Origin of the sequence: Salinibaculum rarum (assembly GCF_030505615.1) — an archaeon.
Taxonomy (GTDB): domain Archaea; phylum Halobacteriota; class Halobacteria; order Halobacteriales; family Haloarculaceae; genus Salinibaculum; species Salinibaculum rarum.
Window position 1 is genome coordinate 32,617 of record NZ_CP129994.1, and the last position, 24,081, is coordinate 56,697.

The following is a 24,081-nucleotide window of genomic DNA, read 5'->3' on the forward strand; positions in this document are numbered from 1 at the left end:
TGGGAGGTGGGCGAAAGGTGTGGCTTTCAGGCACAGGGAAACACATCACGGGCTTTTCCTTTTCCCAGTGTGGCGTTAAACATCAGTGTCGTCCTCTGTGTTGGCGTCGGTGATTTTGTATCCCCATTCGTTCGCGGCGGCTGCCATGATACGTTCGAATTCCTCGCGTTGCAGTTTGAAATTGAAGCCGTGAGCGTCGGTCCCGAACCAGAATTCGATGTGGCCAGGCTTGTCCTGATACTCCCGCCGAGGTAGAGTGTTCGGTTTTACCCGCAACTGAATGTCACTGGATTCGTCTTTTTGGCGCTGGTCCCCGTCTCTCACCGCCAGAATTGGCAAGGCAGCGTCAATCAAGATTGCTCCGTCTTCATCCCGATCAACAGCTGCGATACTCTGCGGTACTCCAGCACCACTCTGCACCACATCCCCGTCAGCGTCAACGTTGTAGATTTCATAACCCCATTCATCTGCGGCGGCCGACAGAACCTGCACAAATTCGTCGTGTTCCACTTGACAAATGAAGCCATGTCTACTGTTCCCGAACCGGAATGTGATGAGCGCTTGACTCTCCACATAGGCTCGCGTCCCGGCCAGTGGGGGAAACCCGGTTCGGATTGGCATCGCTTCAAGCTCGACTGCTTCGATCCACTCTCTCAGACACGTCTCGCCGTCCGTAACAGCAAGCTTTACGTGGTCAGCAACAACCCACTCCGACTCATTCTTGTCACGCTCTGCGCTAGCTACGCTATGACTTGGTCTCTCGGCATCTGGCATTCAACAGTCAATGGGCACGATACAAATAAACGTTTGAAATTTCGCCGTCGGTTGAGACGCAAATATTCCTATTATAGTGGGTGAAATACCTCTCCCCCTTCTCCCTCGCATCTTCCGCATGCTATTTTGGAAGCCCACTTTTACAAAGACCATTCTCGTAGTGACTGGCAGGAGACTAACGCATGAATACAGGTACACTTCTCCGGTTCGCAGAGAGTCGGCGTCCGGTGTATTTCACGCCAGAAACGGACGTGAAACTCTGTGAAGAAATAGAAGACGAAGACAAAGTAATCGTCAGGCCGCTTTCGCGGACACCGTATTCACTCCAGTCACTTGTCACAGCGCTCGATACGGGCGCCGTCGACGAAGATGCTGTGGAAATTTCTACTGAGGGAAAACAGTATCTTACCCAGCTTTCCAAAAACGACATTGATGAGGCGCTACATCATGACCCTCAGATGACGCGCGCTCGTCTCATCTCGTTCGCCAAGGCCGGGTATACGACGGCCAGCGATTTCACGAGTCACGCTGACCCGATCGACATCCAACGCGACACCGGCGTGGACCGAGACATCATATCAACGATAGCGACGAACCATCTCTCAACAGGCTTCACCACGGGCACAGATGCAGCACGCAGTACCGGGCCGTTGTCCGAGCTCACCCCGCAGGACGCGTTCGACGGGTGGGAACTCGTTGCAGATACGCCCCACCAAATTCGGTGGAAAACTGCTGGCGGCTTCCGTCTCACCGTTACACCGACCCCTTCTGCGGGCGTCACTGTGACGTGCAACGCCCCAGACGCTGACCGACATCCGTGGTATCGGAAAGGCTGGGATCCGGCTGCCACCACCGCTAGTGATCTCTCAGCCGAGGCAGCACTTGATGCTGCGCATCGCTGGCTCAGCGACCATGCTTTCACGTTTGCCGATGATCTTGCTGAAGTCCCGGGCGTTGGCCCAATCACGAAAGACTACTTTGCACTCGAATACGGCATCACCTCGTTCCAAGACCTCCGCACATTCGCCGACGAGAATCCGGATGTGATTGATGATATTCTCGGCAGGTACGTTGACGACTTTCGTGAGGCACTGTCGCAAATTTCTACCAGTACCTCGTGAACCGCCTCAGGGTCAAGCCCCGTGGCAGTCGCCTCGACAGTCGGTCAAATGACGCCGGCAAGGTAGCGGTTGAGGTTGTGTCTGCGCTGGTTCTTCCCGTGGTGACTGGTTACCTCCCCACCAAGGTATTAAAAACGTACCGTCAAGAGATAACGTTTTTGTAAGTAGATTAGTAATGTAGGTATATGTCGTCAGAAACCAAATGGCGAACGATCAGGGGAGTAGAACGCGACTACCTCACTGGAAATATCTCACCAGACGAAATCGGGAATCCGCGACAACTCCGGCAGAATCTCCGCCGTCGGCTCCGTGCTGCACTTGAAGACCTCGCACTGCTTGCCGAAACCTTAGAACACCGCGATCTCACACAGCTCACCGGCACCGCCGACACCGGCTTCTCACAAGAGTTCGAAGACGACTACCACGGCGTCATCAAACTCCTTGTCAAACTCGCTGCCCTCAATGACACCGATGTTGAGCGGGTGTTCCGCGACGGCCTCCAAAAGGCATACGATGACACGCAGACAGGTGCGGTTGCTGACATCAATCTGGATATAACCACGGAACAGTATGACGTGCTCGTCGAGCAAGCAGAGCGCGCCGCTGCACAAAACCAGCCACTTACTGACCAGCAGATCCGCGCGCTCTTCATGTCACCAGAAGTCACCGCCACTGAGATAGCGGATCTTCGCACAGCCCACATCCGAAACACGCAATCCGTAGAACAGTATCTCCGCACCACACCGGAACTCATCGAACACGGCCTCGACATCGTCGACGAGGAACTCCCGTCCAATAAGACCGGGCCGCCCCGCACTGATATCATCGCCCGCGACCACAACGATACGCTCGTTCTCATTGAGACATTTGACGGGCACCCAGACGAATCCACTATCCGCGACCGAACAGAGGAACTTCTTGAGCTTGTGGATGCCTACGGCGGGACAGAATCGACGCGTCTCATTCTTGCGTTCGGACCAGTAGACGCCGCAGAAACAGCGCACAAAACCCTCACCGCCGTAGACACACCGCTCCAAGTAATCTCCGTATTTGACCAATAACCGTACGCGTCGAGCGTGTCGATGACAACAGTGTTGAGGTTTTAATGCCGTGGTGGCTTTTCCCCGTATTGTAACTAGCGATGAGAATCGTCAGCTGGCTGTACAACCCGCTTTCAATGCCGTGGTGGCTTTTCCCCGTATTGTAACTAGCGATGAGAATCGTCAGCTGGCTGTACAACCCGCTTTCAATGCCGTGGTGGCTTTTCTGGGTATTGTAACCGAGATGGGCTCCAAAATGATTCCCGAGGGTCGGAGCTTTCAATGCCGTGGTGGCTTTTCTGGGTATTGTAACACCGGGATGGTCACTGACGTCGACGGAGTCGTCGTCTTTCAATGCCGTGGTGGCTTTTCTGGGTATTGTAACGATACTGCGCGGAATCTGAGCGACGGTGACGGTGGCGCTTTCAATGCCGTGGTGGCTTTTCTGGGTATTGTAACGTCCTCAATATGGCAGACGACAACGAAGTGTACTTTCAATGCCGTGGTGGCTTTTCTGGGTATTGTAACGTCCTCAATATGGCAGACGACAACGAAGTGTACTTTCAATGCCGTGGTGGCTTTTCTGGGTATTGTAACGCGGCGTGATCACTCGCATACGCTGCTCGACTGGTAGCCCTTTCAATGCCGTGGTGGCTTTTCTGGGTATTGTAACAGGGGGGTGAGAACCAGTTAAAACCTGTGACGCCATCCCTCAGCCACTCTCACCACGCGCGGTCTTCATCGACCCCACCTGTACACGAACTTTATAAAGGTCCATGAAGACCGGGATCACCGACTGTACTCAACACTCCCGTCCTCACCAACAGTAAACCCCCAGGTTCCGGCTTGCACCGACACTGGAGACAAGACACTCGTCCACGGCAATATAGTTGCGGCGCGCCGCACCAACTCTTCCCTCACAGCCACACTACTCCAGTCACCAGACCGAATTTCCGCGTCCACAACCTCCACAATCTGCTCATCCAGTTCTCGTTGCGATCCAGCCTCACACACCCCCACGCCAGGATACTCCACAACCACCCCCTCACTCTCCCCACCAACAACGACAGTCTCACCAGCCGTGGCCTTGACGCTGTACTGCTGGAGGGCCGATACCAAATCGTACGACGTTGCTACCGTTTCCTCACCGCGCGGATACGCCAACGCACACTGAAGTGTCTCCCCACGCAACGACTGCACCCCCTCAAACGTGGCATCAAGCACCTCCAACACATCCATCACCGCACTGTCCGGCGACTCTTCGAGGAATCCGCGCTCAGCGTGTAATTCCTCATCGACAGCTTCGCAAAACCCGCGCCACCGATCATACTCGGGTTTCGACTCGAAAAGATCGTACATCACCGGATTCGAAAACGCAGCGTCATCTTCACGCGTTTTCACCGCGAGTGCCGCGCGCAACCCCAACAAGTCACTCAACCGCTGCTGATCCACTAACGGTGTCTCAAACGTCTCGTATACGTGCTCGACGAACTCTTCGTAAGTTATCTCTTCGGGCCACCCGACTTCGCCCGTGCCGAAGACATGGACTGTTGCCGGGGATTCACGGCCTGCGCGCCCGAACCGTTGAATGAACTGATACCCTGTCGCCGGCGTCTCCATAATGAGTAAATCGAGGTCGAAGTGCAATCCGACTTCGCCTTTGCTCGTGGTGTTCAGAATGAAAAACTCGTCTGCCAGCTCGTGAGCGCTGTCCGTGTCGTACCCGTTGTCTTTTTCGGCGACCGCAGCGACCGCTGGGTACTCTTCAGTGAGAAACGTGTGGAAGTGGTTACTCACGGCAGCGCTGTTGAAAATCACAGCCGCGCGCGGATTCGATGTGTCGTCTGCGGTGTCAAGACGGTTATTGAGAAGGTTCGCAACGGTGTGGAACGATTCAATGCGGTTCTCTGTGTACCCGGAGAGTTGGTCTGAATGCCGAATGCACGTGGTTTCGTATCTGAACTGGCCGTGCGGGTGCTGCGTTGGATCCGTGTAAGATGCCGAGATGCGTGTGACGGGCGTCTCAAGCGTGTCGGCGACGTATTGGATGAAACTCTCGTCGGGCGTTGCTGACGAAAGCAGCAGCTTGTTTGCGGTTTTCTCAGCAAAGACGTCGAGTTGCATGAGGATGCCACTCGCGGCGAGCGGGTCGTAATAGTGGAATTCGTCGTAGATGACCGCGTCGAACGCGTCGAAAATCTGGAATTCCTGCCCCGACCCGAGGTACATCCCTTGAAGGACGGCTTGCAAGATGTCTGGATTCGTTAACACTGCGTCGTATCGTCGTGACTGCATGATATTCCGGAGTTCCTCGGTCCGAGCGTGCCCGTGTTTGTCGAGGGTGTCTGCGGTGACGACTTTAGCGGTGATGTCCGGATCGGACTCGGCAAGGACGGTCTGTTGTTGGTTGAGGAGTGCGTTAGTGGGGTAGACAATGAGTGTGCTGACGCATTCCGCGGCGATTTGGCTGAACACAGCGGTTTTCCCACTCCCTGTTGGTGCGACCATCGCCGCAGCCGGGTTATCGCCGTTGTGGAGCCATTCGAGCGCGTCTGCTTGGAAGTCGCGCGCAACCGAGAACGGGAAGTTGTACGGCGTCGACGTAGTTTCCACGGCACTCGCGGTGATCTCGTAGTTATCACGTGCCATCGTTGTGAAACCGGAAGCGAGGACTGATCAGTTTGTGTTGGGGGAGTCGAGGAGGGCGGTGAGTTCGTCGGTGGATTCGAACCAGGATCGATCGACGTTGATGAAGTGGTGGAGGCGCGGGTCGTTCCCTTTGTAGAATCGCTCGCTCTGGTTGAGGAAGGCGCCCAAATCGGCTTCGTCGGCGAGCGTTGCCAGGAGGAACTTGTTGAGCGTGACCGTGTCTGATGGTTCACTGCGTCGTTTCGCAGTGACTTCACCGCTGCGTTTGATCCCCATGCGAAAGCGGAGTGTCCGCGGGAGGTCATCGGTCGTCCAGACGGTGAATCGGAATTCGGACCCGGGTTCAATCCCGGAGTATTTCCGGAGGCGATGCCACCCGGCCATGGATTTCCCACTCCGCTTCGGCACGGCCTTGTTGTTCGTTCCGGAAATGTCTCCGGCCACGTCACGATCGGTTGTTGTGACGTTCAGTTCTCCAGTGTAGCTGGTACTGCGCAAGGTGCGTTCACCGGTCTCTACATCGACAGGGTGCATATCTGACGTGAACACGGGAAGCGTGTTGAGGTGCGTGTAGTCCGGGTCTGTGGCGTCGTCGCCGCGGAGGGCGTACGCTTTTTCAAGGTCGAAATACCCGTATCCGAGCGCGTGCATGAGTGCTGTCGCTGCGACCACGGGCTGTGTTTCGACGACACGGCCCTCTGCGCTGGAGTAAAACAACGGCGTATGCACCCGCGCTGTGTACGTATAGCAATTCACATCCATTCTTTGGGTGTAGATTTCGCGGTGTGTCGTTGCAGGCTGTCTGGGACAGCCGGGCGTTACTCGTCGTCAGTGTCTAGGAGGATGTCACGCGCCTCCGTGGTCGCGTCTGCGAACAGTTCGTAGAGAGTGTCTTTTGCTTCCGGGTGTTGGCGCCCAGCGACTTCAGTGAGGGTGCCCCACCACTCAGGGTACGACTCACCGGCGTCAAGTTCGTCACTGTAAACCTCCCAGTCCTGGCGCTGTGCTGCGTTCACGTACTCGTTGACGCTGGCAACGATGTCGTCGCCAGGGTTGTGGTAGGCGTGCAGCAGTTCGCCGGTGGAGAGCGCGGCGGTGTGGTCACTGAGAACGACACCAAGGATGTTGTTCCGGATGGTGCGGCCGCTCCGTGTCTCGCGGGCGCCGTACACGCCTGTAGTGAGGACGTTGTGGAGGACGTACGCGAGCATGGCGGGTGTGCCGGCTTCCAGCGTCAGGAAGTGCACGAAACTGTTTCCAGGATCCACGGTGACGTGGTCGAAGAGCGCGCTGGATTGCTCGTGGTCTTCGTCTTGCATTGTGCCACTCTCATAGACCGCGTTCCGCGTTTCGCGGTCCATGATGTCGTATTCGTCTGTTGTGTACGTGTAGCCCTCGATGACGCGTGACTTGATGCCGAATTCGTTATCTCCAGTCCCGGCGATGCCGTACGTGAGTGTGCCGAGGTTCAGTGTCTCTTCCATGTCGGTCGGTTCGTTGTACGCGTACTCCGGGTCAATGAGCTCCGAGTCATCGAACGACCGGAGCAGGTCGAGCCCGGTTTGGCGTTCCTTGCTGACGAACTTCTCGCCGTTCACCTGTGCGTGCAGCGTGTTGTTGAATTCCTCCATCTCTGCACGCTCATCTTCCGTGTTCCGGAACAAGACCGGAGTGACGACATCTCGCTTCAGGATGAGCGTCACGCTCGGCTTCCGGCGGCGGTACAGCTCGAAACTGTCGATCAGTCCTTTCTCAGGGAAGTCGATGTCAACTGTCATTGTACTGTGTCGTGTGTAGCGGTTAGTTGTCTGTCGCTGCTTGTGTCACTGTCATCTGCTCGGCGTCCTCATTTTCGTCTTCGTTTTCGTCAGCGCCGGTGAGGACGCGGTCATATGCGAGCAGGTACGTGTTCGTGAGCTCGTGCTCACGGTCCATGAGGTCTTGCAGGTTCAGGAGATCTCGTTCGTCGAGATACTCCAAGATCTCCTCCACAAACGCTGTTGCCTCCTCGGTCGTCACATGCCCAGCGTACTTTTCTTGTTTGGCAGCGTTGTACACCTGCCCGGTGACCTCCTCTTCGAGTTCTGCATCCTCAAGCCCGCGACTCAGGCCGACCTGTAATGCCCCAATCGCGGTGCGGAATATCTTTGTCTTCTTGTGCTTGCTCTCGTACTGTTTTCCGAACAGGTCTTTCCCTCGTTCGGCGACGGTTTTCATTTTCATGAATGCATTTTCGTGGTAGGTGAGTGCGTATTCGATGATGTCCTCATTTGCCGATTCGTAATCATACGTCACGTAGTTCAATTCGGCGAGCGCTGAGAGCGTGTCACGGTCCAGTGACAGGAAGTGATTGTTCACATCTTGCGCGTACCCTTTTGCTAGGATATTTAGCAACGCCTGCGCTCGTCTTGCTTCTTCGCGGTTCGTGACGGCGTCCAGGCCGAGCACTTCCTGGACGCGTGCTGGTTCACTGTCCGCGAAAACCGGTTCCACCGTGTTGAACCGCCGAAACGGCTTGTTAAACTGCACCTGGGAACCAGTCGCCATCACGTAGTTGATGACGCGCCGTACTTGCTGCATTCGAACATGCTGTGCGGCGTGACTCGGTGAATCTATCGTGAACGGCACAACGCGGTACTGTGTGGTGAACCCGGTCAGTGACGGGTTCGGGTCGTTGAACGACACCGTCCCGTCGGACACGCCTGCGACTTTCTCGTCGTGCAGTTGGATATCCGCAACGAACTCCGCGGGGTAAACGTAAGCAACGTTCAGATCACCACCAGCATAGGTGTCCTGCTGGTTGCAGACGTCCACCAACAGCGCGTACTCAAGATTACACGTCGGGCAGATCCGCTTGTACTCCTGCTCGGGACCAGCGCGTTTCGAGAAGGCGTTGGTGGGGAACACTGCGCCACTGCCTTTCTGGTATTCACGGTCTGCATGTGCGCCACAGAGGAAGCACGTCTCATCAGCGCTCGGCACGGTTTGCGTTGCAGTGAGCGCGCCTTCTTCCGTGAATAGCTGCGAGACAGCGTTCTTGATCGCGCTCTCTTCGACCTGCAAATCGCTTTCTAACTTGGTTTCCCACTCGTCTTGAAGGTCTTCTAACGCGGTTTTGTTCTCCGGGAAACCACTAGCCAGCTGCGCCAACAAGTACATCTTCACTTTTGACCCGCCGTACTCTTCGTACACCGCGCTGTAGGCATCTGTCAGGTAGTCGTTTGGCAGTTCCTTCCCATCGATTTTCTCTACGTAGATTGCCTTCACGTACGCCGGAATATATTGTTTGAAGTCTTCCGGCACTACCTCGAATTCATCCGGGAGGTCTGGTTCGTCTGCCCACCCGCCACTCCCTGACTTGAGATTCTCCACGTACCCTTCGATTATCGATTGTTTTTTGTAGGAGACCGGGAGGCTCACTTCTTCCAGAATGTCGTAGTCAAACGACTTGTACGTCGTCTTGCAACTGAAATCGAATTCTTCCTGCACGACATCCGGGGCGTGCTCGGTGCACGCTGCACCGAGTGTCTCTGGTGAGAGGTCGCAGCCGAGATACAGAATACCCTCTGGTGTTGCACCTAGGATAACGCCGTATGCACCGTCATCGGTGTACTGGCCGCGAATCACCTCTTTGGCTGTGCCGCGAATGACTGATGCGAGAATCGGCTGTTGCAGATGCTGCGTTTGCACGACCTGTACCGGGTTAGACTCACCGACTGTGAATTGCGTGCCCAACCACGTTGCCGCCTCAGGAAGCCCGTGGTCGTGAATTTTCGACGCGAGTGTGTCCGCCATTCGGCAGTATCGTTCCAACCCGCGAATTTCCGGCGACACATCAACGTCGTGCGACTCGTGCGTGTTCTCTCGGGCTTCTGTCCGTTGCACCAAGTACAACACATCGTCGAATGCATCTTCGCTAACAATCTCACCCAGAATGCCGAACGGATCCTCTTCGAAAACGCGGTTCACCACGGATTCAGCGTTTCGGTCAGCATCCAAGTCGCAGAGGTAGGTGGCGAGTTTGTCGCTGTCATGTAAGAGGAGTGCCGCTGTCAGTACCCTGGCCTCGTATTCGTCGATGTTGCGTTCTTCGGAGACAATAGCGTCGTAGGCGTACGCGGAAAGCCCGACAAGTGCGACGTTGAGAAGATGCGTTGAGAGTGATACTGTGGCGGTGGCGCCTTTCCCTGGGTATTCCCCAGTTTCTTCGATGACGTTTTTTGCGATGTTCGTCTCACTGAGGAGGTTTTTCTGGAGTGTGCGCGCTGTTTGCACGGCGTCCGCGATCGTAGAGTCACCATCTGGCAGCGTGGTGTCTGTATCCCAAGGAAGGTCGGTCTCGTCGGTGTCAGTGCTTTCCTCGCTTGGTTCTGAGTGTCGATCAGGTGTTTCCACCGGGTCGAATTTTCCGTCTGTCGGTGTGACGCCGAAGTCATCGAGCGTGGGGTGATTGCCGGTCATTCTGATCACCTGAGTTGGACTGTGGTGGCGCCGCAACCACGAGCGACAGCTCGCCCAATCCCGGCGTATTCTGCGAATAATGCGAGGGTTGTTACCGCGGTTCGGGTTGCATCACTCGCGTTCTTGAATTGGTACGCAAACTCACCTGTGAACCCTTGGCGGAGTTTGACTTCTGTTTCACCTCCATCTGGAACTGCTTCTTTGGTTTCTGGATTGCCTCCTGCCTGATTGGTTGGTTCGAAGCGGTTCACGACGGTGTTGGCTGATTTGAGGTGGTAACCGTGTGGTTTCTCAATGAGATGGGCTGCAATGGTGTCTTCGCGGAGGTCAAGTTCGTATTTCTCGGGGCAGGTCTTGTTCCACCGGGTGAGGAGTGATGGGAAGATGGCTGTGCGGTGCGGAACCATTGTGGTGACGCTGCCAGCTTCTTGGATGCATACTGGGGTTTCGAAGGTGAACTCAAGACGGTGCGGGTCCCGGTTGGTGGCTTTTTCCAGGAGTTTTTCGTGAGTCGTTTGTTTGGTGGTTATTTCTTCAATCTTGAGGTCTCCTTGTGGGAGTGATAGCGTGGGAGTGTTGAGTAAGAGTGTTTTTGCGATTGTGTCGTAGAGGTCGTTAGCGTGGTCGTCGAAGAGGCCGAGGCGGAGTGTGTAGGTGTTGTCGTAGTATGCGGTTTTCCGGTGTGGGTCGCCGGGGTCGCCGAAGTCTCCGGTGAGACCGGTGTTGTGGATGACGGCGTGGTTCGTGTTGTGGATGTAGTCGCTTTTGTCGGGCGCGGCATCTTGGATTAGGTTTAGAAGGGCGCCGTAGAGTGTGTACCCATCTGATTCTGGAAGGGTGAATGTCGTGGTTGGGGAAAGAGAGAGGGTGAGCTGTTGCATTCTCTGGTCGGTTGTGTGTATTAAAGTATCTGACTTAAACCCTAGGCCGGAGAGTTCAAGAATTTTTGGCTGGAAACATAAAAAGCTTCGATTAGAATGTAGGGAGTGGGAGTTCGGACTGATGCCGTAGTGACTTTCCTCCGTATTGTAACATTCCGAATCCGCTACTCGACCCTCCCGGGCCGTTCTTTCAATGCCGTGGTGGCTTTTCTCCGTATTGTAACCTCATCGACGTCTGCCCAGTCGCAGGCCACGCGTTCCCTTTCAATGCCGTGGTGGCTTTTCTCCGTATTGTAACGCGCGTCAGTCACAACCCCGCTCGCTGCCATACTCTGCTTTCAATGCCGTGGTGGCTTTTCTCCGTATTGTAACAGGGGGTTGAAAACCAATTAAAACCTATGCCCCGGCATCTCAATGCTTCTCACCACACCCCGTCTTCATCAACCCCACCTGTCCACGAACCCTATAAAGGTCGATGAAGAACCCCCTTCTATCCAGAATCAGACTCGTTGATTTCAACGGGCTCAATTGACCCGTCAGGCCGCATTCCAAGCGTCACATTCTCACCTTGAAATGCTTCTTCATCCCATCCTTCTGCATTCACCGCCCAAATCGTGCGACCACTATCCGTCTCAGCAAGCGCCGTCAAATCACCCTCAACGTCAGTGTCAGGCGGTGACCGAAGCTGCGCGCCAAGACCCCCACCACGCTGAGCGAACCGCTCAAGACTGCCTGCCGGCAACTCAAGCTTCCCGCGAAGCGTATCCCATGTGTCTGCTAACTCTTCGACGTGCGCCTCGTTACTGAATTCCTCAGTGCGTAGTCCCAACACGCTGTGAATGATTGCTTGGAACGGGTCTTGCTCTCCCGGTTGTGAATCAGCATCACCGCTGCCCTCGTCGATGGTGAGTGCAATCCCGAGGCACGCGTCTTCGAGTGTCTTGATGCGTTCAGCGAAACTCTCGTCGTCAGTGTGCTCAGTCATTGCGCATTCCCTTTTTGCGCTTCACGGTCGAGTTCACCAGTTATCTCGCCGTTTTCGTACGTGTAGAGCGTGTATGTTTCTGGGAAGCCGAAGATAGCCAGGATGAGATCGCCGCGATATCCTGGCATGTCGGAGACGTAGTTTTTGATGAGCGTGGTCATGCCTGTCTCGACGAGGTGTTCGGCATGCTCGGGGTCGTCACCGCCGAAGCGGGTTTTGTTGAGGTGCTGTGTGAGTGCTTGTTTTGCGGTGTCTGTGAGGGGTCTGAAATCGAGTGCGTGGTCGAGAAGGTCGTTGTACGTGTCTTGTTTGCTTTGGTCGCGGTTCTCTGCGGCGTCTTCGATTGCGCCGTCGGTTTTGTGCGGGATGTCGATGTTCGGTCTCATCGTCTGAGTGTCTGTATGGACACTGGGACACGAATCACTTGAAAGTGTTGATGCACCAGACCTGAGCACCAGCAACATCACCACTTCGCCATACTCATCTGAGCAGTACGAGGCGCACCACGCCATTTTCATGCTGGGTCACGATGGGACTCAGCGACAGCCCTGGTCGGACAACAAAGCATGCAACGAGATGACTCCCACAGAAAACCGCACTTTGAAAGTAGTTACTAGTACGGTTTTCTTATTCAGAATGATTCTGTAATGAAATACTTAAAGGCAAAGTTGGACAAATGTTATGACCGAGAAACACATACCCTTAGATATGAGTATAAAACGTTTAGCTAAGACATCTTTGAAGAACCAATATTATTTAACTCAGAATGATGGTATGTGTAAACTCTGTAGTGGTGGCATAAGAACTGTTGTCATTACCTTCCAATTAGAACTATCTGACAATCACGATTTCGATTTCGTAACGAGAGGGGAACGTGTGTATATTTGTGGGCAACCCGAGTGTGAGAATCATCTAACAGACAAAGAACAGCGTCAGGTCGCAGAAGCAAAGCATGAAGACAGAATTTCAGAGATATTAGACTCTGAAGACAGACCGCCTTTCGATACTTGAGAATAGAATATTGTTCAGATACTTAGTTCTGAGCTTGCTCTGAATGAAGAAACCGTACTAGCAACTATCGTTAAGAGAGTTTCCCGTCAATGATTTGCTCGCATTCGAGGCAGAGAACGCAGTTGTCGGTCGTGGGGAGATTCGCTGGTGTGAAGTCAAGGCCCGGTGCACGGAACGTGATAGTTGCTTCTTCAACTGCTTCGTACGGATGTGAGCAGTCGCGCATTTTGAAGGCGCCGAGATGTTTATTTAACTTCTCAATCCCGGTGTCAGCGCCTGGATGACGAAGTGAGAGTGTCTCATTGCACTCGAGGCAGATATCCGCCTTGATCGACGCGATTTTCCGCGTATCCTGCACAGTGATGAACCCGCGAAGCGTTGTTGTGGTGATTTCTGCATACGGATGCTCACAACAGGACGTCTGAGCTGTCTTTTTGCGTGGTGAGTGAGTTGCGTCGGTGACTTTCACTGTTTCTGCGTCAACTGCATCGAGGGCGTCCACGATGTTTCCAGGTGTCATTTCATCCGGGAAGGTGATGATGAGTTCCTCCGCGCGGAGCCCTGTTTTTTCGACAGTTAGCGCCTCATCTCGCGTCTCATTGGCATGCGCCTCCTTCTGTGGGGTTTCTTGTTTGAGTGACCCCTGCGAAGACGGAGTAGCGTCTACCGGTTCAAATGAAATGCTTGGTTCGTCGTCAGAGACGGGTGTCTTTTCTTGCCGGGGTTCGGGGGTGGAGGTAGCGTTAGAATCACCGGTTTCGCCACATGCATCGTCATTTGCGTTGAATGGGCGTGGAATGATTCCTGATGAGATTTCTCCGTCGTAGTGTTCGATTCCGACTAGTTGTGGGAAGTCTTGTCCGACGGTCTCAGGGATTTTCAGCGAGATGACGTCTGGATGGGGAACAGTGAGATCGGTGGGTAATGTGATGTCGTTCGGGGAGTTCACGAGCGTGTTGAAGTCCGTTATTTCAGCGCGTTCAAGGATCAGATCGGTGTTTTGGCGTGTTACTGCGCGGACGCGTGTTGCGAAAACGGCTGCGTATTGAGCGGCGAGTTCTTGGATGGTTTTTGGCGCTGTGGCTGGGTTTGCAGAAGATTGGAATAGGTAACGCGAGCTGAGGGTGTCGTCTTCAATTTCAGAGAGGATGACGAGCAACCCGTCGATTGCACGTTGCCGTCGAGTAGATAGCGCGTCAAATTGCGTGATGTCTGATTGCGCTAATCTGAACGGGGTGTCGCGTTGTTCGATTCGCTGAGTGGTGTTTGCTGTGAGTGCTCCGGGATCGGGTGTGACTTTGAAACCTCCTTTCTCGGAACAGTGGTAATTTGTGAGGATTGCAGGGACGTCTAGTTCAATGTCTGCTGGCGCGAACCCGATTTCAAGAGCACGCGCTAGCACTTTAGCGACGATTGGTTCTCCAGCTTGATGGTGAACATTGTGTTTCTTTGCTTCCGTGACGAGTTCTTGGAGTGCGTCAGTGTAGACCTCGTCGTTTTTTGAGAATTCGACCGCGAGTTTGGCGGCGACTCCGAAGACGCCTTCTCGTGTCCACTCATGGAATACTTCACTGAGATCACTGATGCGACGTACTCGAGAGGCAGACTCGATGGTTGGGTAGTTGTGCTCGACAATGTCATCTCGCAACAGAGATTCTTTTGTCCCAGTTTGTGTCTGGGTATTCCGATCGTGTTCACTGTCAGTGCCGAGAGTTTGATTGTTCTTGTCGGCGTCGTTAGTTTGCCGTAATCCCTTGGCTGCATCTGCGCTGGAAATCGCAGTATCGGAGGGGGTATCGGAGGAGGTATCGGGGGAGGTCTCGGGTTCGGTTTCGTCGACGGGAGTTGAGTTATTCGACTCGTCGGTTTCTGTATTTTCGAGACGGTCGTGGTGGAAGTCACCGTCTTCGGTGTACCCATCTTCGAGAATGTTGAGAAATCCGATGTTGGCGTCCGTGTCTGAGAGTGATTCCAAGAAGGGATACTCACTTGGGTGAGTTGAGATGGCGTCGCTCGCTTGGAAGACAGCCCAAATGATTTTGCGTTGGTTTGTGAGGGCCTGTTGGACTGTTGATTGAGAGACAGCGGCTTTGTCTGCGATTGTTTCCCGGAATGCGAATTTCGTGTTCACTTTCTGGGTTGGATCTCGGATGTCACCCGGTGATTTGTCCTCAAGTTCTTCCAAGAGTGTGAGGATGATCCGAGCTTGGTGTGGTGTAACATCGTAGATTGTGTTGTTCAGTGTCGCAGCGGACGCATACGCTGCTAACATGTCTCTAACTGCGGGCATGTGCCACAGTGTAGTCACGTCTCTAATAAATACGTCAGCCCGACAAGTCCGGGTTATTATCCCAACGCTTGGGATTCCTCCGCGTTCACGCGGGGGAGGAGGTCAAGAGCCAGTACGACACCACCCCGAGTACGAGCGTTCCACCACCAAACAGGACTACTTCACCGAGAGACACCACGGTCATGGAATCACCTGCATCACTCGAGTTCTGCCTGTGTCTTCGTTAAGACCGACTGGAAGTCGTTGAATTGCTCAGCGACGGTTTCCATGTCATTGTTCAGGTCTTGGATGTGCTGGTGGGCATCAGTAGTCAGGACTGCACCGTTTGACGTCGGTTTGATCACGCCTTCTTCTTGAAGTACACGTAATGAAAATCGGATTTCGTAGTGTTCGATGTCTGTTTTCTCTTCGAGGGCGAGAATCCCGATTGGTTCATGAGATATGATCGCAGTGAGGACAGTGAAATGTTGTTGAGCACGGTTGAGTTCCTCAGTGAACTCTTGAAGCATACGACCTCATTGTACGTGTGACAGTAGGAAAAATGTCACACTCATGGTTTCTCATCGATGAATGCTTCTGGGTCAGATGGGCCTGGCGGATTCAAGAGTGTGAGCCACGCTAGGAGTCCGATCCAAAACGAAAGGTAGCCGATGGCAATGAAAACTCCTGGGATCATGGTGTTATGGGGTGAGTTTGCGTGTGGTTGCGTCGATGATCTGGTTACAATTCGTGCAGAGGACACACTCTGAGATTGTTGGTGGATTCCGGAGACGCATCTCGCCAGGTTGCGCGAGGCGGAGTGTGGTTTCCGTGGTTTCCTCGTACGGATGCATGCAGTTTTCGGCGTCGTCGTTGCTGAGCTGTTCATTAATGCGGGTGAGTGGGAGTGCATCAAGCCCGTTGAAAGCGAGGACGCGCCCACATTCTTCGCAGACGTCTGCCGACACGTTAATGTCTTCTCGCAAATCGTCTTTCGCGTCGAGTGTGACTTGGAGATGCATTTCCGCAACGCTGTTGTACGGGTGTTGGCACACTTTGGAGTTCCCGCTGTGGTCAAGTGCATCGCCCATAGTCGTGTGTAACGACGAGGGGAAGATAAACGTTGGAAATCCGGGTTGGCGATGCTGGGTGGCCGCCGCTCACAGTGACACCCAACTAACCCGTCTGCATGCTGATGGCTATGCGGTGACCGGAGAGTGACTGGCGACCGTGGACTGCTGTGCAGTGAATTGGGCTTCGACGCTTTCCACGACTTCCTTCGGGTGTTTGTAAATTTGGTCAAGGAGCGCGTGTTGTTTGCTGGATTGGTAGTGGTCTGTTTTCTCGACGACGGCGTACACAACTAAGCATTCTGCATTTGGGAGCCACGCCAGGATTGCGCGGTAGTTTGTCTGCTTGGGGCTGAATGCGATTTCCGGGAAATATTCACCGCCCTTGTGGACGATGTTGTAGAACCTGCGGCGGCATTCGGTGATTGAGTCTTTCCATTGCAGGGTCTCGTTTTTGTTCTTGATTACTTTTTCAAGTCGGTCAGCAACTGTTTGGCTATGCTTGTCCGCGACTGCTTGTTTATCCTCGGGGTGGAATACAATTTTCAGACTCACGAGTGGAGAGTCACCTCATGGGTGTCACCTGACTGTATGAGTGGTCGCGTAATGAATACTAGGGGATTTCATCCTAGGACACGAGCATCTGCGGTGACAAGACGTTTTGCGAATTTCGGTGTTTCACTGTTCGTGTGGGCGTGCGATAGCGGCGGTAATGTTGTCACGACCACCAGCCTCGAGGGCGGCTTTAACCAAGGCGTCAGCCGCACTGGTCGCTGTCTCCGTGTCTTTGACGTGCATTCGGATTGTTGTGTCGTCGAGTTCGTCGGTGACGCCGTCCGAGCACAAGAGGAGTGTGCCGGTAATGTCTTCGTGGAACAGGTCAGGTTCGACAGTTGGTTCCGGGCCGAGAACACGCGTCAGCCCGCCGAACATTCCTGTTGAGGCGTGGTCAGCAGTGAGTTGCGTGATGTCGTCATCGATGTGATACGCGCGACTGTCACCGACGTTTCCGATGACGGCTGTCTTTCCGGTGAGGACAGCAGTGACGAATGTCGTGCCGATGCCGTCATTCCCGGGTTCACGTTGTTTCTCGTGTGCGGCTTGATTCGCGCGCCGGATGCCCTCCTTGACGACTTCTGGTGCATCCATCACGGGGAGTGCATCTGTGGCGTGTCTCATGTACGCGGTCACGGCGGCGTCACTAGCAATCTCGCCACCGTCGGGCCGACTCATCCCATCTGCAACAGCAAGCACACCGACTGGCTCAACACCGTTAGCATCTACTTGTGTGATGCTGCCGGTGTCTTCGTTTTTCGGTTTCCGATGACCAACGTGCGTAGCGTAGCCGAGTTGCATCTGACATGTCCAAGTATGGGACACGGACACTTCAGACCTTGTCACGGCGGGGTGTGAGTGACACGTTCGGAGGGGGAAAGACGGGCTTTGATACCGTTGTGGTGAGTACGGATGTACAGAGATGGCACAGAATCCGTTTTGGGATGCTGTTGAGGATGATATGCGTGGGGAACGCGTCCGGGTGACCACGCCGAACGGGGCGTACACCGGGATTCTCGCGGTTATCAACTACAACCAGGATCAGTTGCTCTTACGGGACGCTACGACGCCCGATGGGGACGCCGCGACCGTCACGATTAGTTCTGACTACCAGCTGGAACTACTTGCCGATGACACCAACGTTGACCTGCGCACCGTCGACGTAGCAAGTATTCGCGCGTCACCGTACAGCGTCCGCGAATACGATTCCCCGGAGTTCGACGCATTTGTCCGGCAGGTCCGGGAGAATCGGTGGGTGGCGAAACCACCACTCGTCCGCCCGCTCACCGCTGACACGACTGCCGCCGAGTACGAAATCGTGTCTGGGAACAAGCGATTGGCGGCGCTTCAGCGCGCCGGGATTGACGAACAGCTCGTCCGCGTCCGTTCGTTTGATGCTTGGGAGGCGGGTGCGTATTTCATCGACGAGCATTTCCCACTCACTGACGCTGAATTCACGAACATTGAGGATGACTACGCGGGGTGGTACACTGTCGAGCAGATGCGTGCTGCGTACGAGCGACTCCGCGATGAGTGGTCTCGTGAAGAGCTGCTGTCCCATCCAGCCATTGAACGGAACATTGCACTCCTCACGGCGCCAGATGATGCTGATCTCTCCGAGATTACGGATACACTTACGCCGGTATGCTCTGACAGTGAGGAGGACAGCGCTGAACAGACGCCGGAAACCGTGATTGCTGGTCTCGTAGAGGAAACCGAGAGGGATGAGGACACGGTGCGAGATGATGTCGAAACGTTGTGCGAGTTCGATGTGCCGCTCGGGTCGATCAAGGGGTCACTTCGTCGAAAATACGCAGAGTAGGTTGTTGTGTGGACGACGTCGCGGCCGCAGCGGATGTGTTGTCGGGACTTGCACTCCGGCAAGCACACTATCACCCCCTGCACTTGGTGCTGGTTGGCCCGCGCTCACAGCTACAGGCGACTAACTCACTTCGGTCGTTAGTCGTCAGCAGCAGCGTCTGTATTGGGCGGTGAGCCTGCGGTGTATGAGGTCACGTCCGCGATAACGCCGATCCGACTCGGATCCAGGTCGCATTCGTCTTCGACCCAGGCGAGGATGTTGTCATCGACTTCGGATACGTCGACGCGGAGTTGCTTGCGCGCGGATTGCGTGCCGATGCTGTATTCGCCATAGTTGAATCCGGGTTCGTCCGCGGCGGCTTCCATCAAGTCGTATGCATACTGGTGTGATGGTCCAGCTCTCACTCTGGATTCGAAGAGTTCGGTTACATCACGGTAGGTGAATGCGCGTTTTTGTTCGCCGTTTTCGATAGCTTCGGCGACGGCCCAACGTCGAAGCAGTATGAGGCGTTCTGCTTTGTCGAGGTCAGCCCAGAGTGTTTTTTCTTCGCGTGCCCAGTCGGTGATGTACATCCCATCGATGTGCGGGTGCGACCCGGCGTTGATTTGGTCGAGGACTGGGTCGTGGTAGAGCTCGAATGTGTCTTGATCGCCGCTTCCAGTGGCTTGCTTGATGGTGGATTCCAATTCTTTGCGGTGGAATGTTTTGACATCGGCTGGTGAATCAGCACCGAAGTCATCGAGGAGGATGTTCACGGCATCGGTGACGGTGATTGGATCCGGTGTTCTCTCGGTTGTGGTAGCACTCGCACTGGCTGTTGAAAGACTGCTTTCAATACGCTGGTCACTGCTACCAGAGTCGGCAGTAGAACTCGGTGGTTTTTGCGTCGAATTGGGTGTGTTTTCAACGGAGTCCGTGGTGCTACCAGCAGTGGGAGTGGCATCAGTAGTCGTGTCCGTGTCGAAAATCCTGGTGAGATCGTCGAGAATGCGGCGTGCGCGGCCGCCTTCGGCGTACGCGTCGAGGGCATTCGCTAAGAGCCGTCCGAATGACTCCGCGTTGTGCTGTTTGGCGAACGCTTTGAATTCTTCTTTGAGGTCTTTCCGGATGCGGTGTGTCACAAGACGCGTATTCCCATCTTGGTAGCGTGTTGTGGCAAGGGTAGTTGGTGAAGAAGAAAGCGGGGAACCGTCTACCCGGTCACGTAGCAGTTGTTCAGCGTCTTGGAGAATCCCGTCGTTATCGAGGTATTCTAGCATTGCGGTTTCGAGTTCGACACGGATGTAGAGGTTGTCAGCGGCGTGTTTTTCGGCGACGTAGTCGGTGAACCGATCCCAGGCGTCGTGTGGGATGCGCCAGCCGAGTTGGACGCGATCGGTCATGCGAGGTCACCCCGGTGGTGTTCAGTGGTGAGTGGCGGTGCTACCGCATGGCTGGTTGCAGTGATTGATGGTGTGGTGTGTTGTGTGTCACTAGTGTGGTAGCAGGAAAGGAAGGGTGTTGAAAACACATCACTAGTTTGACTCGACGTGTGGACTAGGCGGATCGGTTGCCTGCATGCGATTCCCGCATTCCGCGGATGGATAGCAAGAGGGTCGCCAATCTCATTTCGGGTTTCTTCTTCAACGATACCACAGCTGGGTTTCTGGCGGGTTGGATACCACCACACTCGATGCATCGGTGACAGACTTTCGCGGGGCATTCGTGTTCGTGACATCTGGTCGGGTTTCGAAACGCGGCGAGCTGGCTAGCGGGCGATTCTTGGCTCTTTCACGCGCCACCCTCGCAAAAAGCGGGGGTGTTTCGGCTGGTCACCGAGACGGATTTTCACGGTACGACGCAGCGTCTCCACTCAGCGAGGGGTAACGCTTAACATCGTGCCGACCCGAGAACAAGATAAGTCGGGAGCGACGTGGTGGGACACGCAAGACCGCTCCCGGCCTACCTTCTCCTCGGTTCCTGGCGCGTGGCGAGCCTGTTGTGTGTCTCTATCTGTTCCGTGGCCACATTGAAAAAACCCAGCCTTTCATTTCACGACATCTTTCCAACACCACATTCACCACACCGACACCATGAGGAAAGAACTACGCTGTCGTGGATGTCTCTTGGACTGCTGCAATAGCCTCTTCTTTGACCGGGTTCTGCCACGCTTCACGCCATTTGATCGGGCCGAACGCGAACCGCTCACACTCTGTGCACTTCGTCGTGTACTGCCCATCATACGCTTTCTCCACAACCACATCACCATCATCGCAGTGCAGCGACGGGCAATCATCACCCTCCGCAGCGTAATTCCGCTGCCACACAAGACACCCCTCAGAACACTCTCGGTACTGCGCTGACTCACCTTCAACCACCTCACCGTCACACTGTGGGAGCGGGCAGTCATCACCAACGCTGAACATGTGCTTTGCCTTCACTTCGCGTTCACCGAGCACACCGACAGTGACGTCACCACCACCGACAGGCGGCCCGGACTCCACGATGTACAACGTGTCTTCGTGCAGCAGGACATTCCCCACTGCAAGTTGCGCTCTGAGGGCGTCATTCCGCGTCATCAGCTGTCACCTCAGGCAGCGTGGACTGGTCTTTAGATGTTTCTCGGTAATCGACGAACGGTGTTTCGTCAGCCGGTTTCAGCAATGCAATTGCTGGCGGGCCACCCTCATCCGCACTACTCACGTCGCTGAACGTGTTGTTGAACCACTCTTTGTCAGGGTCGAACCGCACAGTATCGAAAGACACGACCTTGCTTTCTTCATGGCCGCGAGTGCGGACGCGCATTCCCTCTAGCTCACCGTTTCGCACGCGAATCCATGGCCGCCCACCAACAAAAATCGCGCTCAGATCAGCAACCAGTCTCCCGTCAGCTGCGTCGAGGATATCCCAGAATTGGTCTCCGTCTTCGATTTCGTAATGCGCGGCTGTGTCGCGTTTGAATTGTTCCCGCCAACACTCTGCACAGTACCATTCCTGGCGTGGCGCACTATCGAAGTTTTGCGCGGCGGCATCCCAAAACCCCCACCGGACATTTCGAACGTTGTCTTGCTGCGTTTCCAGCGGGTCGTTACATCCATCACAAGTAATGCGATTCTGCGGCGTGCATGCCGTTCCCGGGAGATCCGGCTCATCGGCTGAGTTATCACCCATGTTCAACGACAGGGCCTCCGCGTGGAAAAAACATTAGGCAAAGCCCGGGGTTTTCTTTTTACCAGAGTGGTGTCTAGTACTGAGCACAACCGTCCAATTCCGACACAGGAACTTGTGGGGTGTCTGTGACGATTGCCCCGAGTTCCTGAAAGACGGTAGAGAACACTAGAGGTGTACACCCAAAATGCACGAGATACTCGAAGAATTACCGACACGGCCGCTCTCAGTTGACGAAATGTTTCAGCTGATGACTCCCCCACGGCAAAACATCGGGCTTGTGACCCCACTTCTCAAAACGCCTGATGAGAAACTTGTCTGCTGCCAGGTTGAATACGACGGAGTTGTTCATGGGATCGCTTACACCGCGGACGGGTGGGAATGTCTCCCGTCAGAGTTCTCGGATGTAGATGCAGCGCTGCACGACGAAAGGTTTGCCTCTCAAATTGCGGAGACATTCCTTGATGAAGGCACAGAGCGCACCAGTGCAGAAGCTGTGAGTACGTGTAATCCGGACGAACTTTTGGAAAGTACTGAGGAAGCGGCTCTCCCACCCGGATTACACTCGAAAATGTGCCTCCGGCACCGACCGCTGTCACCAGAAGATTTCGAGGTGCTTCAGCGGTGGCCGCAAATTCAAGACGCGGTTCCAATGTGGGGGGATAGAGACGCGGGGATCGTGGCGGTTCTCATCATCGAACCCCGCATTCAAGCTGATAGCTCCATTGTCTCCCTGTATTACCGCCCAGATATTGAAACGTGGCGTATCCTTGATTCAACGCAGAGTACCACATTCAATGCTATTGCTGACCACCTGCACAAAGAAACAGGGAAGAAAGTCGCAGAATATTATGACTCAGTTGACCCGATCGTCGGCCCACCGGAATCAACAACCTATGACTACGTAGATTGATGTGCTCTCGCGGTGAAGTGTGAGGAATCCTCCGTGGAGTTTGGTCACTACTAGTGACTACTGCGTGAACTCAGAACGCGGTACTCATCAACCCCACCCATGGTGGGGCGGGGAATCCGCCTCGCTACCTAGTTTGAAAGACGTACACTTTAGAGAGAACTGCGAGACGGCGAGGTGTTAACTTAGGAGGTAACGTGAGGGATAACCCAAATGTTAGCCCAGATGTTAACTCAGATGTTAACCTAAGGAGTGTGGCTTGAGATGTTCTGGCAACATGGTCTGAGATTTTGAGATGACAGTCCCTGCGCATCACAGTTATCAGTCAATGGGTGGGACTGTCAACAACCTCGGGGTCAAGCCCCGGCGCAGTCGCCTTGTACCGTCTGTACAAATTGGTCTTAAGAGAGATTTTGTCTCCAGTCAGATTTTCTTGCCTCTTCGACGAGCTCCGGATCGTAATTTTGGAGTTCAGTCCAGTGATCGGTGAGGTCTGGTTGGGCTATTGAATAGTCCGCGAGTGCTTTTGGAGTGAGTTGCTCGAGCGGGGCAACTTCTGGCGCGAGCCCAAGATCGTCAACAATGTCTTTCCAATATTGCGCTTCGTCGAGATCTTGGAAGGCTTCTTCGGGGTAGAGCCAGTCTTTCAAGTCAGCTTTGGAATCAAATCGGTGGATCGAAATGTTGTCTACCATCCCGTGTTGTGACTGGTCTCGTGTGACGTATTCTTCGACTGCGACCGTATAGGCATGTGTGGTGCTCGCGGGTCTATCTGCTGGACGCATGTGCTTGAAGAAGTGGTATTTCCCGGGGTGGTGCACGCAGTAGTTTGCACGGCCGTCGTGGAGTTCGTTGCCGAGTCTCCATGTAGTGTTGAGTTTTAATGGGTAGTGTAGATTGTCAAGCGTGGCGATGTACGCTGGCAGAGTGGTGCGGAGTCCATTGCGGGCAACTGCAAGGGTGGCGTCAATTGTGCCAGGTGCTTTGTCGAAAATGTCTTTTGCTGTCCCGGTATTTGGCGCGTACCCTTCTCCTGCAAGGGTGGCGGTAGTGTAGACTTTGGCGCGTTCTGGAGTGAGGATATCGTGGCTGACGAAAGCGTCTGTCATTGCGATGAAGTCACTGAGTGGTGCGCCGAGTGTCTCTGCTGGCGAGTAGGAAGTGGTCTGCCTAGGTGGGGTTTCTCGGTTGGTGTCTGCGGATTTTTCTGGTTTGGTTGTTCTTTTTTCTTGGTTGTTGTGGTCGAGGGTAATGTGGTGTGTGGATTCGATGTGGGCTTTGAGTGTGTTGAGGAGTTCTTTTCCGGCTGTTGTTTCTGGCGTGATTTCTTGGCTGGTCATAGTGATATATCTCTCCTAGACCCATTTAATCCTTAGTATATAGTAA

The 24,081-nt window shown here is 54.4% G+C and carries 22 protein-coding genes and 1 CRISPR repeat array; of the genes, 5 read left to right on the top strand and 17 right to left on the bottom strand.

Annotation, left to right across the window (positions count from 1 at the left end):
• Positions 1-75: 75 nt before the first annotated feature.
• Entirely contained in the window at positions 76-774 is a 699-nt protein-coding gene (locus tag QYL91_RS15625; RefSeq protein WP_302083578.1) for a hypothetical protein, read from the bottom strand.
• A 182-nt stretch (positions 775-956) separates the two neighbouring features.
• On the opposite strand from QYL91_RS15625, the gene QYL91_RS15630 reads away from it, so the two are divergent.
• Together QYL91_RS15630 and QYL91_RS15635 are read left to right on the top strand one after the other, a co-directional pair.
• Positions 957-1,895, top strand: a complete 939-nt coding sequence (locus QYL91_RS15630; RefSeq protein WP_302083580.1) for a hypothetical protein — start codon at positions 957-959, stop codon at positions 1,893-1,895.
• 185 nt (positions 1,896-2,080) lie between these two features.
• Positions 2,081-2,956: a DUF8102 family protein gene (locus QYL91_RS15635; RefSeq protein WP_302083582.1), complete on the top strand. Its 876-nt coding sequence runs from the start codon at positions 2,081-2,083 to the stop codon at positions 2,954-2,956.
• Between the two features lie 38 nt (positions 2,957-2,994).
• A CRISPR array of direct repeats spans positions 2,995-3,608; the repeat unit is 37 nt; unit sequence CTTTCAATGCCGTGGTGGCTTTTCTGGGTATTGTAAC.
• Positions 3,609-3,724: 116 nt separating this feature from the next.
• Here QYL91_RS15635 and cas3 read toward each other — a convergent pair.
• From cas3 to QYL91_RS15670, 7 genes are all read right to left on the bottom strand, one after another.
• On the bottom strand, positions 3,725-5,584 hold the full coding sequence (cas3, locus tag QYL91_RS15640) for a type I-D CRISPR-associated helicase Cas3' (RefSeq protein ID WP_302083585.1): 1,860 nt from the start codon (positions 5,582-5,584) through the stop codon (positions 3,725-3,727).
• A gap of 27 nt (positions 5,585-5,611) precedes the next feature.
• A complete protein-coding gene (locus QYL91_RS15645) occupies positions 5,612-6,346 on the bottom strand; it encodes a hypothetical protein (protein WP_465269226.1) in 735 nt (244 codons plus the stop codon).
• Between the two features lie 56 nt (positions 6,347-6,402).
• The gene (cas7d, locus tag QYL91_RS15650; RefSeq protein WP_302083590.1) at positions 6,403-7,362 is read right to left on the bottom strand and encodes a type I-D CRISPR-associated protein Cas7/Csc2; all 960 of its coding nucleotides are present in this window, start codon (positions 7,360-7,362) and stop codon (positions 6,403-6,405) included.
• 22 nt (positions 7,363-7,384) lie between these two features.
• Positions 7,385-10,045 carry a hypothetical protein gene (locus QYL91_RS15655; RefSeq protein WP_302083593.1) on the bottom strand — a complete coding sequence of 887 codons (2,661 nt, stop codon included), beginning with the start codon at positions 10,043-10,045 and terminating at the stop codon, positions 7,385-7,387.
• Positions 10,046-10,050: 5 nt separating this feature from the next.
• A complete protein-coding gene (gene cas6, locus QYL91_RS15660; RefSeq protein ID WP_302083596.1) occupies positions 10,051-10,926 on the bottom strand; it encodes a CRISPR system precrRNA processing endoribonuclease RAMP protein Cas6 in 876 nt (291 codons plus the stop codon).
• A gap of 490 nt (positions 10,927-11,416) precedes the next feature.
• A complete protein-coding gene (locus QYL91_RS15665) occupies positions 11,417-11,911 on the bottom strand; it encodes a hypothetical protein (RefSeq protein ID WP_302083598.1) in 495 nt (164 codons plus the stop codon).
• Positions 11,908-12,297: a hypothetical protein gene (locus QYL91_RS15670; protein WP_302083601.1), complete on the bottom strand. Its 390-nt coding sequence runs from the start codon at positions 12,295-12,297 to the stop codon at positions 11,908-11,910. The genes QYL91_RS15665 and QYL91_RS15670 overlap by 4 nt, the downstream gene beginning before the upstream one ends.
• A gap of 322 nt (positions 12,298-12,619) precedes the next feature.
• On the opposite strand from QYL91_RS15670, the gene QYL91_RS15675 reads away from it, so the two are divergent.
• The gene (locus QYL91_RS15675) at positions 12,620-12,922 is read left to right on the top strand and encodes a hypothetical protein (protein WP_302083604.1); all 303 of its coding nucleotides are present in this window, start codon (positions 12,620-12,622) and stop codon (positions 12,920-12,922) included.
• 70 nt (positions 12,923-12,992) lie between these two features.
• Here the strand turns inward: QYL91_RS15675 and QYL91_RS15680 are convergent, their stop codons facing one another.
• The 5 genes from QYL91_RS15680 to QYL91_RS15700 form a co-directional block, all read right to left on the bottom strand.
• Positions 12,993-15,212: a hypothetical protein gene (locus QYL91_RS15680; protein ID WP_302083607.1), complete on the bottom strand. Its 2,220-nt coding sequence runs from the start codon at positions 15,210-15,212 to the stop codon at positions 12,993-12,995.
• 197 nt (positions 15,213-15,409) lie between these two features.
• Positions 15,410-15,721, bottom strand: a complete 312-nt coding sequence (locus tag QYL91_RS15685) for a hypothetical protein (RefSeq protein WP_302083611.1) — start codon at positions 15,719-15,721, stop codon at positions 15,410-15,412.
• Between the two features lie 171 nt (positions 15,722-15,892).
• The gene (locus QYL91_RS15690; protein ID WP_302083613.1) at positions 15,893-16,282 is read right to left on the bottom strand and encodes a hypothetical protein; all 390 of its coding nucleotides are present in this window, start codon (positions 16,280-16,282) and stop codon (positions 15,893-15,895) included.
• Between the two features lie 108 nt (positions 16,283-16,390).
• Positions 16,391-16,816 (bottom strand): hypothetical protein, encoded by a 426-nt coding sequence (locus QYL91_RS15695; protein ID WP_302083616.1) that lies wholly within the window; start codon positions 16,814-16,816, stop codon positions 16,391-16,393.
• 123 nt (positions 16,817-16,939) lie between these two features.
• A complete protein-coding gene (locus QYL91_RS15700) occupies positions 16,940-17,617 on the bottom strand; it encodes a PP2C family protein-serine/threonine phosphatase (protein WP_302083618.1) in 678 nt (225 codons plus the stop codon).
• A 121-nt stretch (positions 17,618-17,738) separates the two neighbouring features.
• Between QYL91_RS15700 and QYL91_RS15705 the strand changes: the two genes are divergently transcribed.
• Positions 17,739-18,638 carry a ParB/RepB/Spo0J family partition protein gene (locus tag QYL91_RS15705; protein ID WP_302083621.1) on the top strand — a complete coding sequence of 300 codons (900 nt, stop codon included), beginning with the start codon at positions 17,739-17,741 and terminating at the stop codon, positions 18,636-18,638.
• Between the two features lie 137 nt (positions 18,639-18,775).
• Here the strand turns inward: QYL91_RS15705 and QYL91_RS15710 are convergent, their stop codons facing one another.
• The 3 genes from QYL91_RS15710 to QYL91_RS15720 all read right to left on the bottom strand — a co-directional run bounded on the left by QYL91_RS15710 (position 18,776) and on the right by QYL91_RS15720 (position 21,788).
• On the bottom strand, positions 18,776-20,020 hold the full coding sequence (locus tag QYL91_RS15710) for a hypothetical protein (RefSeq protein ID WP_302083623.1): 1,245 nt from the start codon (positions 20,018-20,020) through the stop codon (positions 18,776-18,778).
• A 702-nt stretch (positions 20,021-20,722) separates the two neighbouring features.
• Complete coding sequence (locus tag QYL91_RS15715) at positions 20,723-21,196, bottom strand: hypothetical protein (protein ID WP_302083625.1); 474 nt, start codon at positions 21,194-21,196, stop codon at positions 20,723-20,725.
• Positions 21,183-21,788, bottom strand: a complete 606-nt coding sequence (locus tag QYL91_RS15720) for a hypothetical protein (RefSeq protein ID WP_302083627.1) — start codon at positions 21,786-21,788, stop codon at positions 21,183-21,185. Before QYL91_RS15720 ends, QYL91_RS15715 begins: the two co-directional genes overlap by 14 nt.
• 184 nt (positions 21,789-21,972) lie before the next feature.
• Here QYL91_RS15720 and QYL91_RS15725 point away from each other — a divergent pair, with 184 nt between their 5' ends.
• A complete protein-coding gene (locus tag QYL91_RS15725; protein WP_302083629.1) occupies positions 21,973-22,698 on the top strand; it encodes a hypothetical protein in 726 nt (241 codons plus the stop codon).
• A 398-nt stretch (positions 22,699-23,096) separates the two neighbouring features.
• Here QYL91_RS15725 and QYL91_RS15730 read toward each other — a convergent pair whose 3' ends face one another.
• Entirely contained in the window at positions 23,097-24,035 is a 939-nt protein-coding gene (locus tag QYL91_RS15730; protein WP_302083631.1) for a hypothetical protein, read from the bottom strand.
• Positions 24,036-24,081: the final 46 nt, after the last annotated feature.

Bases quoted from the DNA above. Each gene is read 5' to 3' on its own strand.
- QYL91_RS15625 (WP_302083578.1), bottom strand. From the start codon at position 774: ATGCCAGATGCCGAGAGACCAAGTCATAGCGTAGCTAGCGCAGAGCGT.
- QYL91_RS15630 (WP_302083580.1), top strand. From the start codon at position 957: ATGAATACAGGTACACTTCTCCGGTTCGCAGAGAGTCGGCGTCCGGTG.
- QYL91_RS15635 (WP_302083582.1), top strand. From the start codon at position 2,081: ATGTCGTCAGAAACCAAATGGCGAACGATCAGGGGAGTAGAACGCGAC.
- cas3 (WP_302083585.1), bottom strand. From the start codon at position 5,584: ATGGCACGTGATAACTACGAGATCACCGCGAGTGCCGTGGAAACTACG.
- QYL91_RS15645 (WP_465269226.1), bottom strand. From the start codon at position 6,346: ATGGATGTGAATTGCTATACGTACACAGCGCGGGTGCATACGCCGTTG.
- cas7d (WP_302083590.1), bottom strand. From the start codon at position 7,362: ATGACAGTTGACATCGACTTCCCTGAGAAAGGACTGATCGACAGTTTC.
- QYL91_RS15655 (WP_302083593.1), bottom strand. From the start codon at position 10,045: ATGACCGGCAATCACCCCACGCTCGATGACTTCGGCGTCACACCGACA.
- cas6 (WP_302083596.1), bottom strand. From the start codon at position 10,926: ATGCAACAGCTCACCCTCTCTCTTTCCCCAACCACGACATTCACCCTT.
- QYL91_RS15665 (WP_302083598.1), bottom strand. From the start codon at position 11,911: ATGACTGAGCACACTGACGACGAGAGTTTCGCTGAACGCATCAAGACA.
- QYL91_RS15670 (WP_302083601.1), bottom strand. From the start codon at position 12,297: ATGAGACCGAACATCGACATCCCGCACAAAACCGACGGCGCAATCGAA.
- QYL91_RS15675 (WP_302083604.1), top strand. From the start codon at position 12,620: ATGAGTATAAAACGTTTAGCTAAGACATCTTTGAAGAACCAATATTAT.
- QYL91_RS15680 (WP_302083607.1), bottom strand. From the start codon at position 15,212: ATGCCCGCAGTTAGAGACATGTTAGCAGCGTATGCGTCCGCTGCGACA.
- QYL91_RS15685 (WP_302083611.1), bottom strand. From the start codon at position 15,721: ATGCTTCAAGAGTTCACTGAGGAACTCAACCGTGCTCAACAACATTTC.
- QYL91_RS15690 (WP_302083613.1), bottom strand. From the start codon at position 16,282: ATGGGCGATGCACTTGACCACAGCGGGAACTCCAAAGTGTGCCAACAC.
- QYL91_RS15700 (WP_302083618.1), bottom strand. From the start codon at position 17,617: ATGCAACTCGGCTACGCTACGCACGTTGGTCATCGGAAACCGAAAAAC.
- QYL91_RS15705 (WP_302083621.1), top strand. From the start codon at position 17,739: ATGGCACAGAATCCGTTTTGGGATGCTGTTGAGGATGATATGCGTGGG.
- QYL91_RS15710 (WP_302083623.1), bottom strand. From the start codon at position 20,020: ATGACCGATCGCGTCCAACTCGGCTGGCGCATCCCACACGACGCCTGG.
- QYL91_RS15715 (WP_302083625.1), bottom strand. From the start codon at position 21,196: ATGACGCGGAATGACGCCCTCAGAGCGCAACTTGCAGTGGGGAATGTC.
- QYL91_RS15720 (WP_302083627.1), bottom strand. From the start codon at position 21,788: ATGGGTGATAACTCAGCCGATGAGCCGGATCTCCCGGGAACGGCATGC.
- QYL91_RS15725 (WP_302083629.1), top strand. From the start codon at position 21,973: ATGCACGAGATACTCGAAGAATTACCGACACGGCCGCTCTCAGTTGAC.
- QYL91_RS15730 (WP_302083631.1), bottom strand. From the start codon at position 24,035: ATGACCAGCCAAGAAATCACGCCAGAAACAACAGCCGGAAAAGAACTC.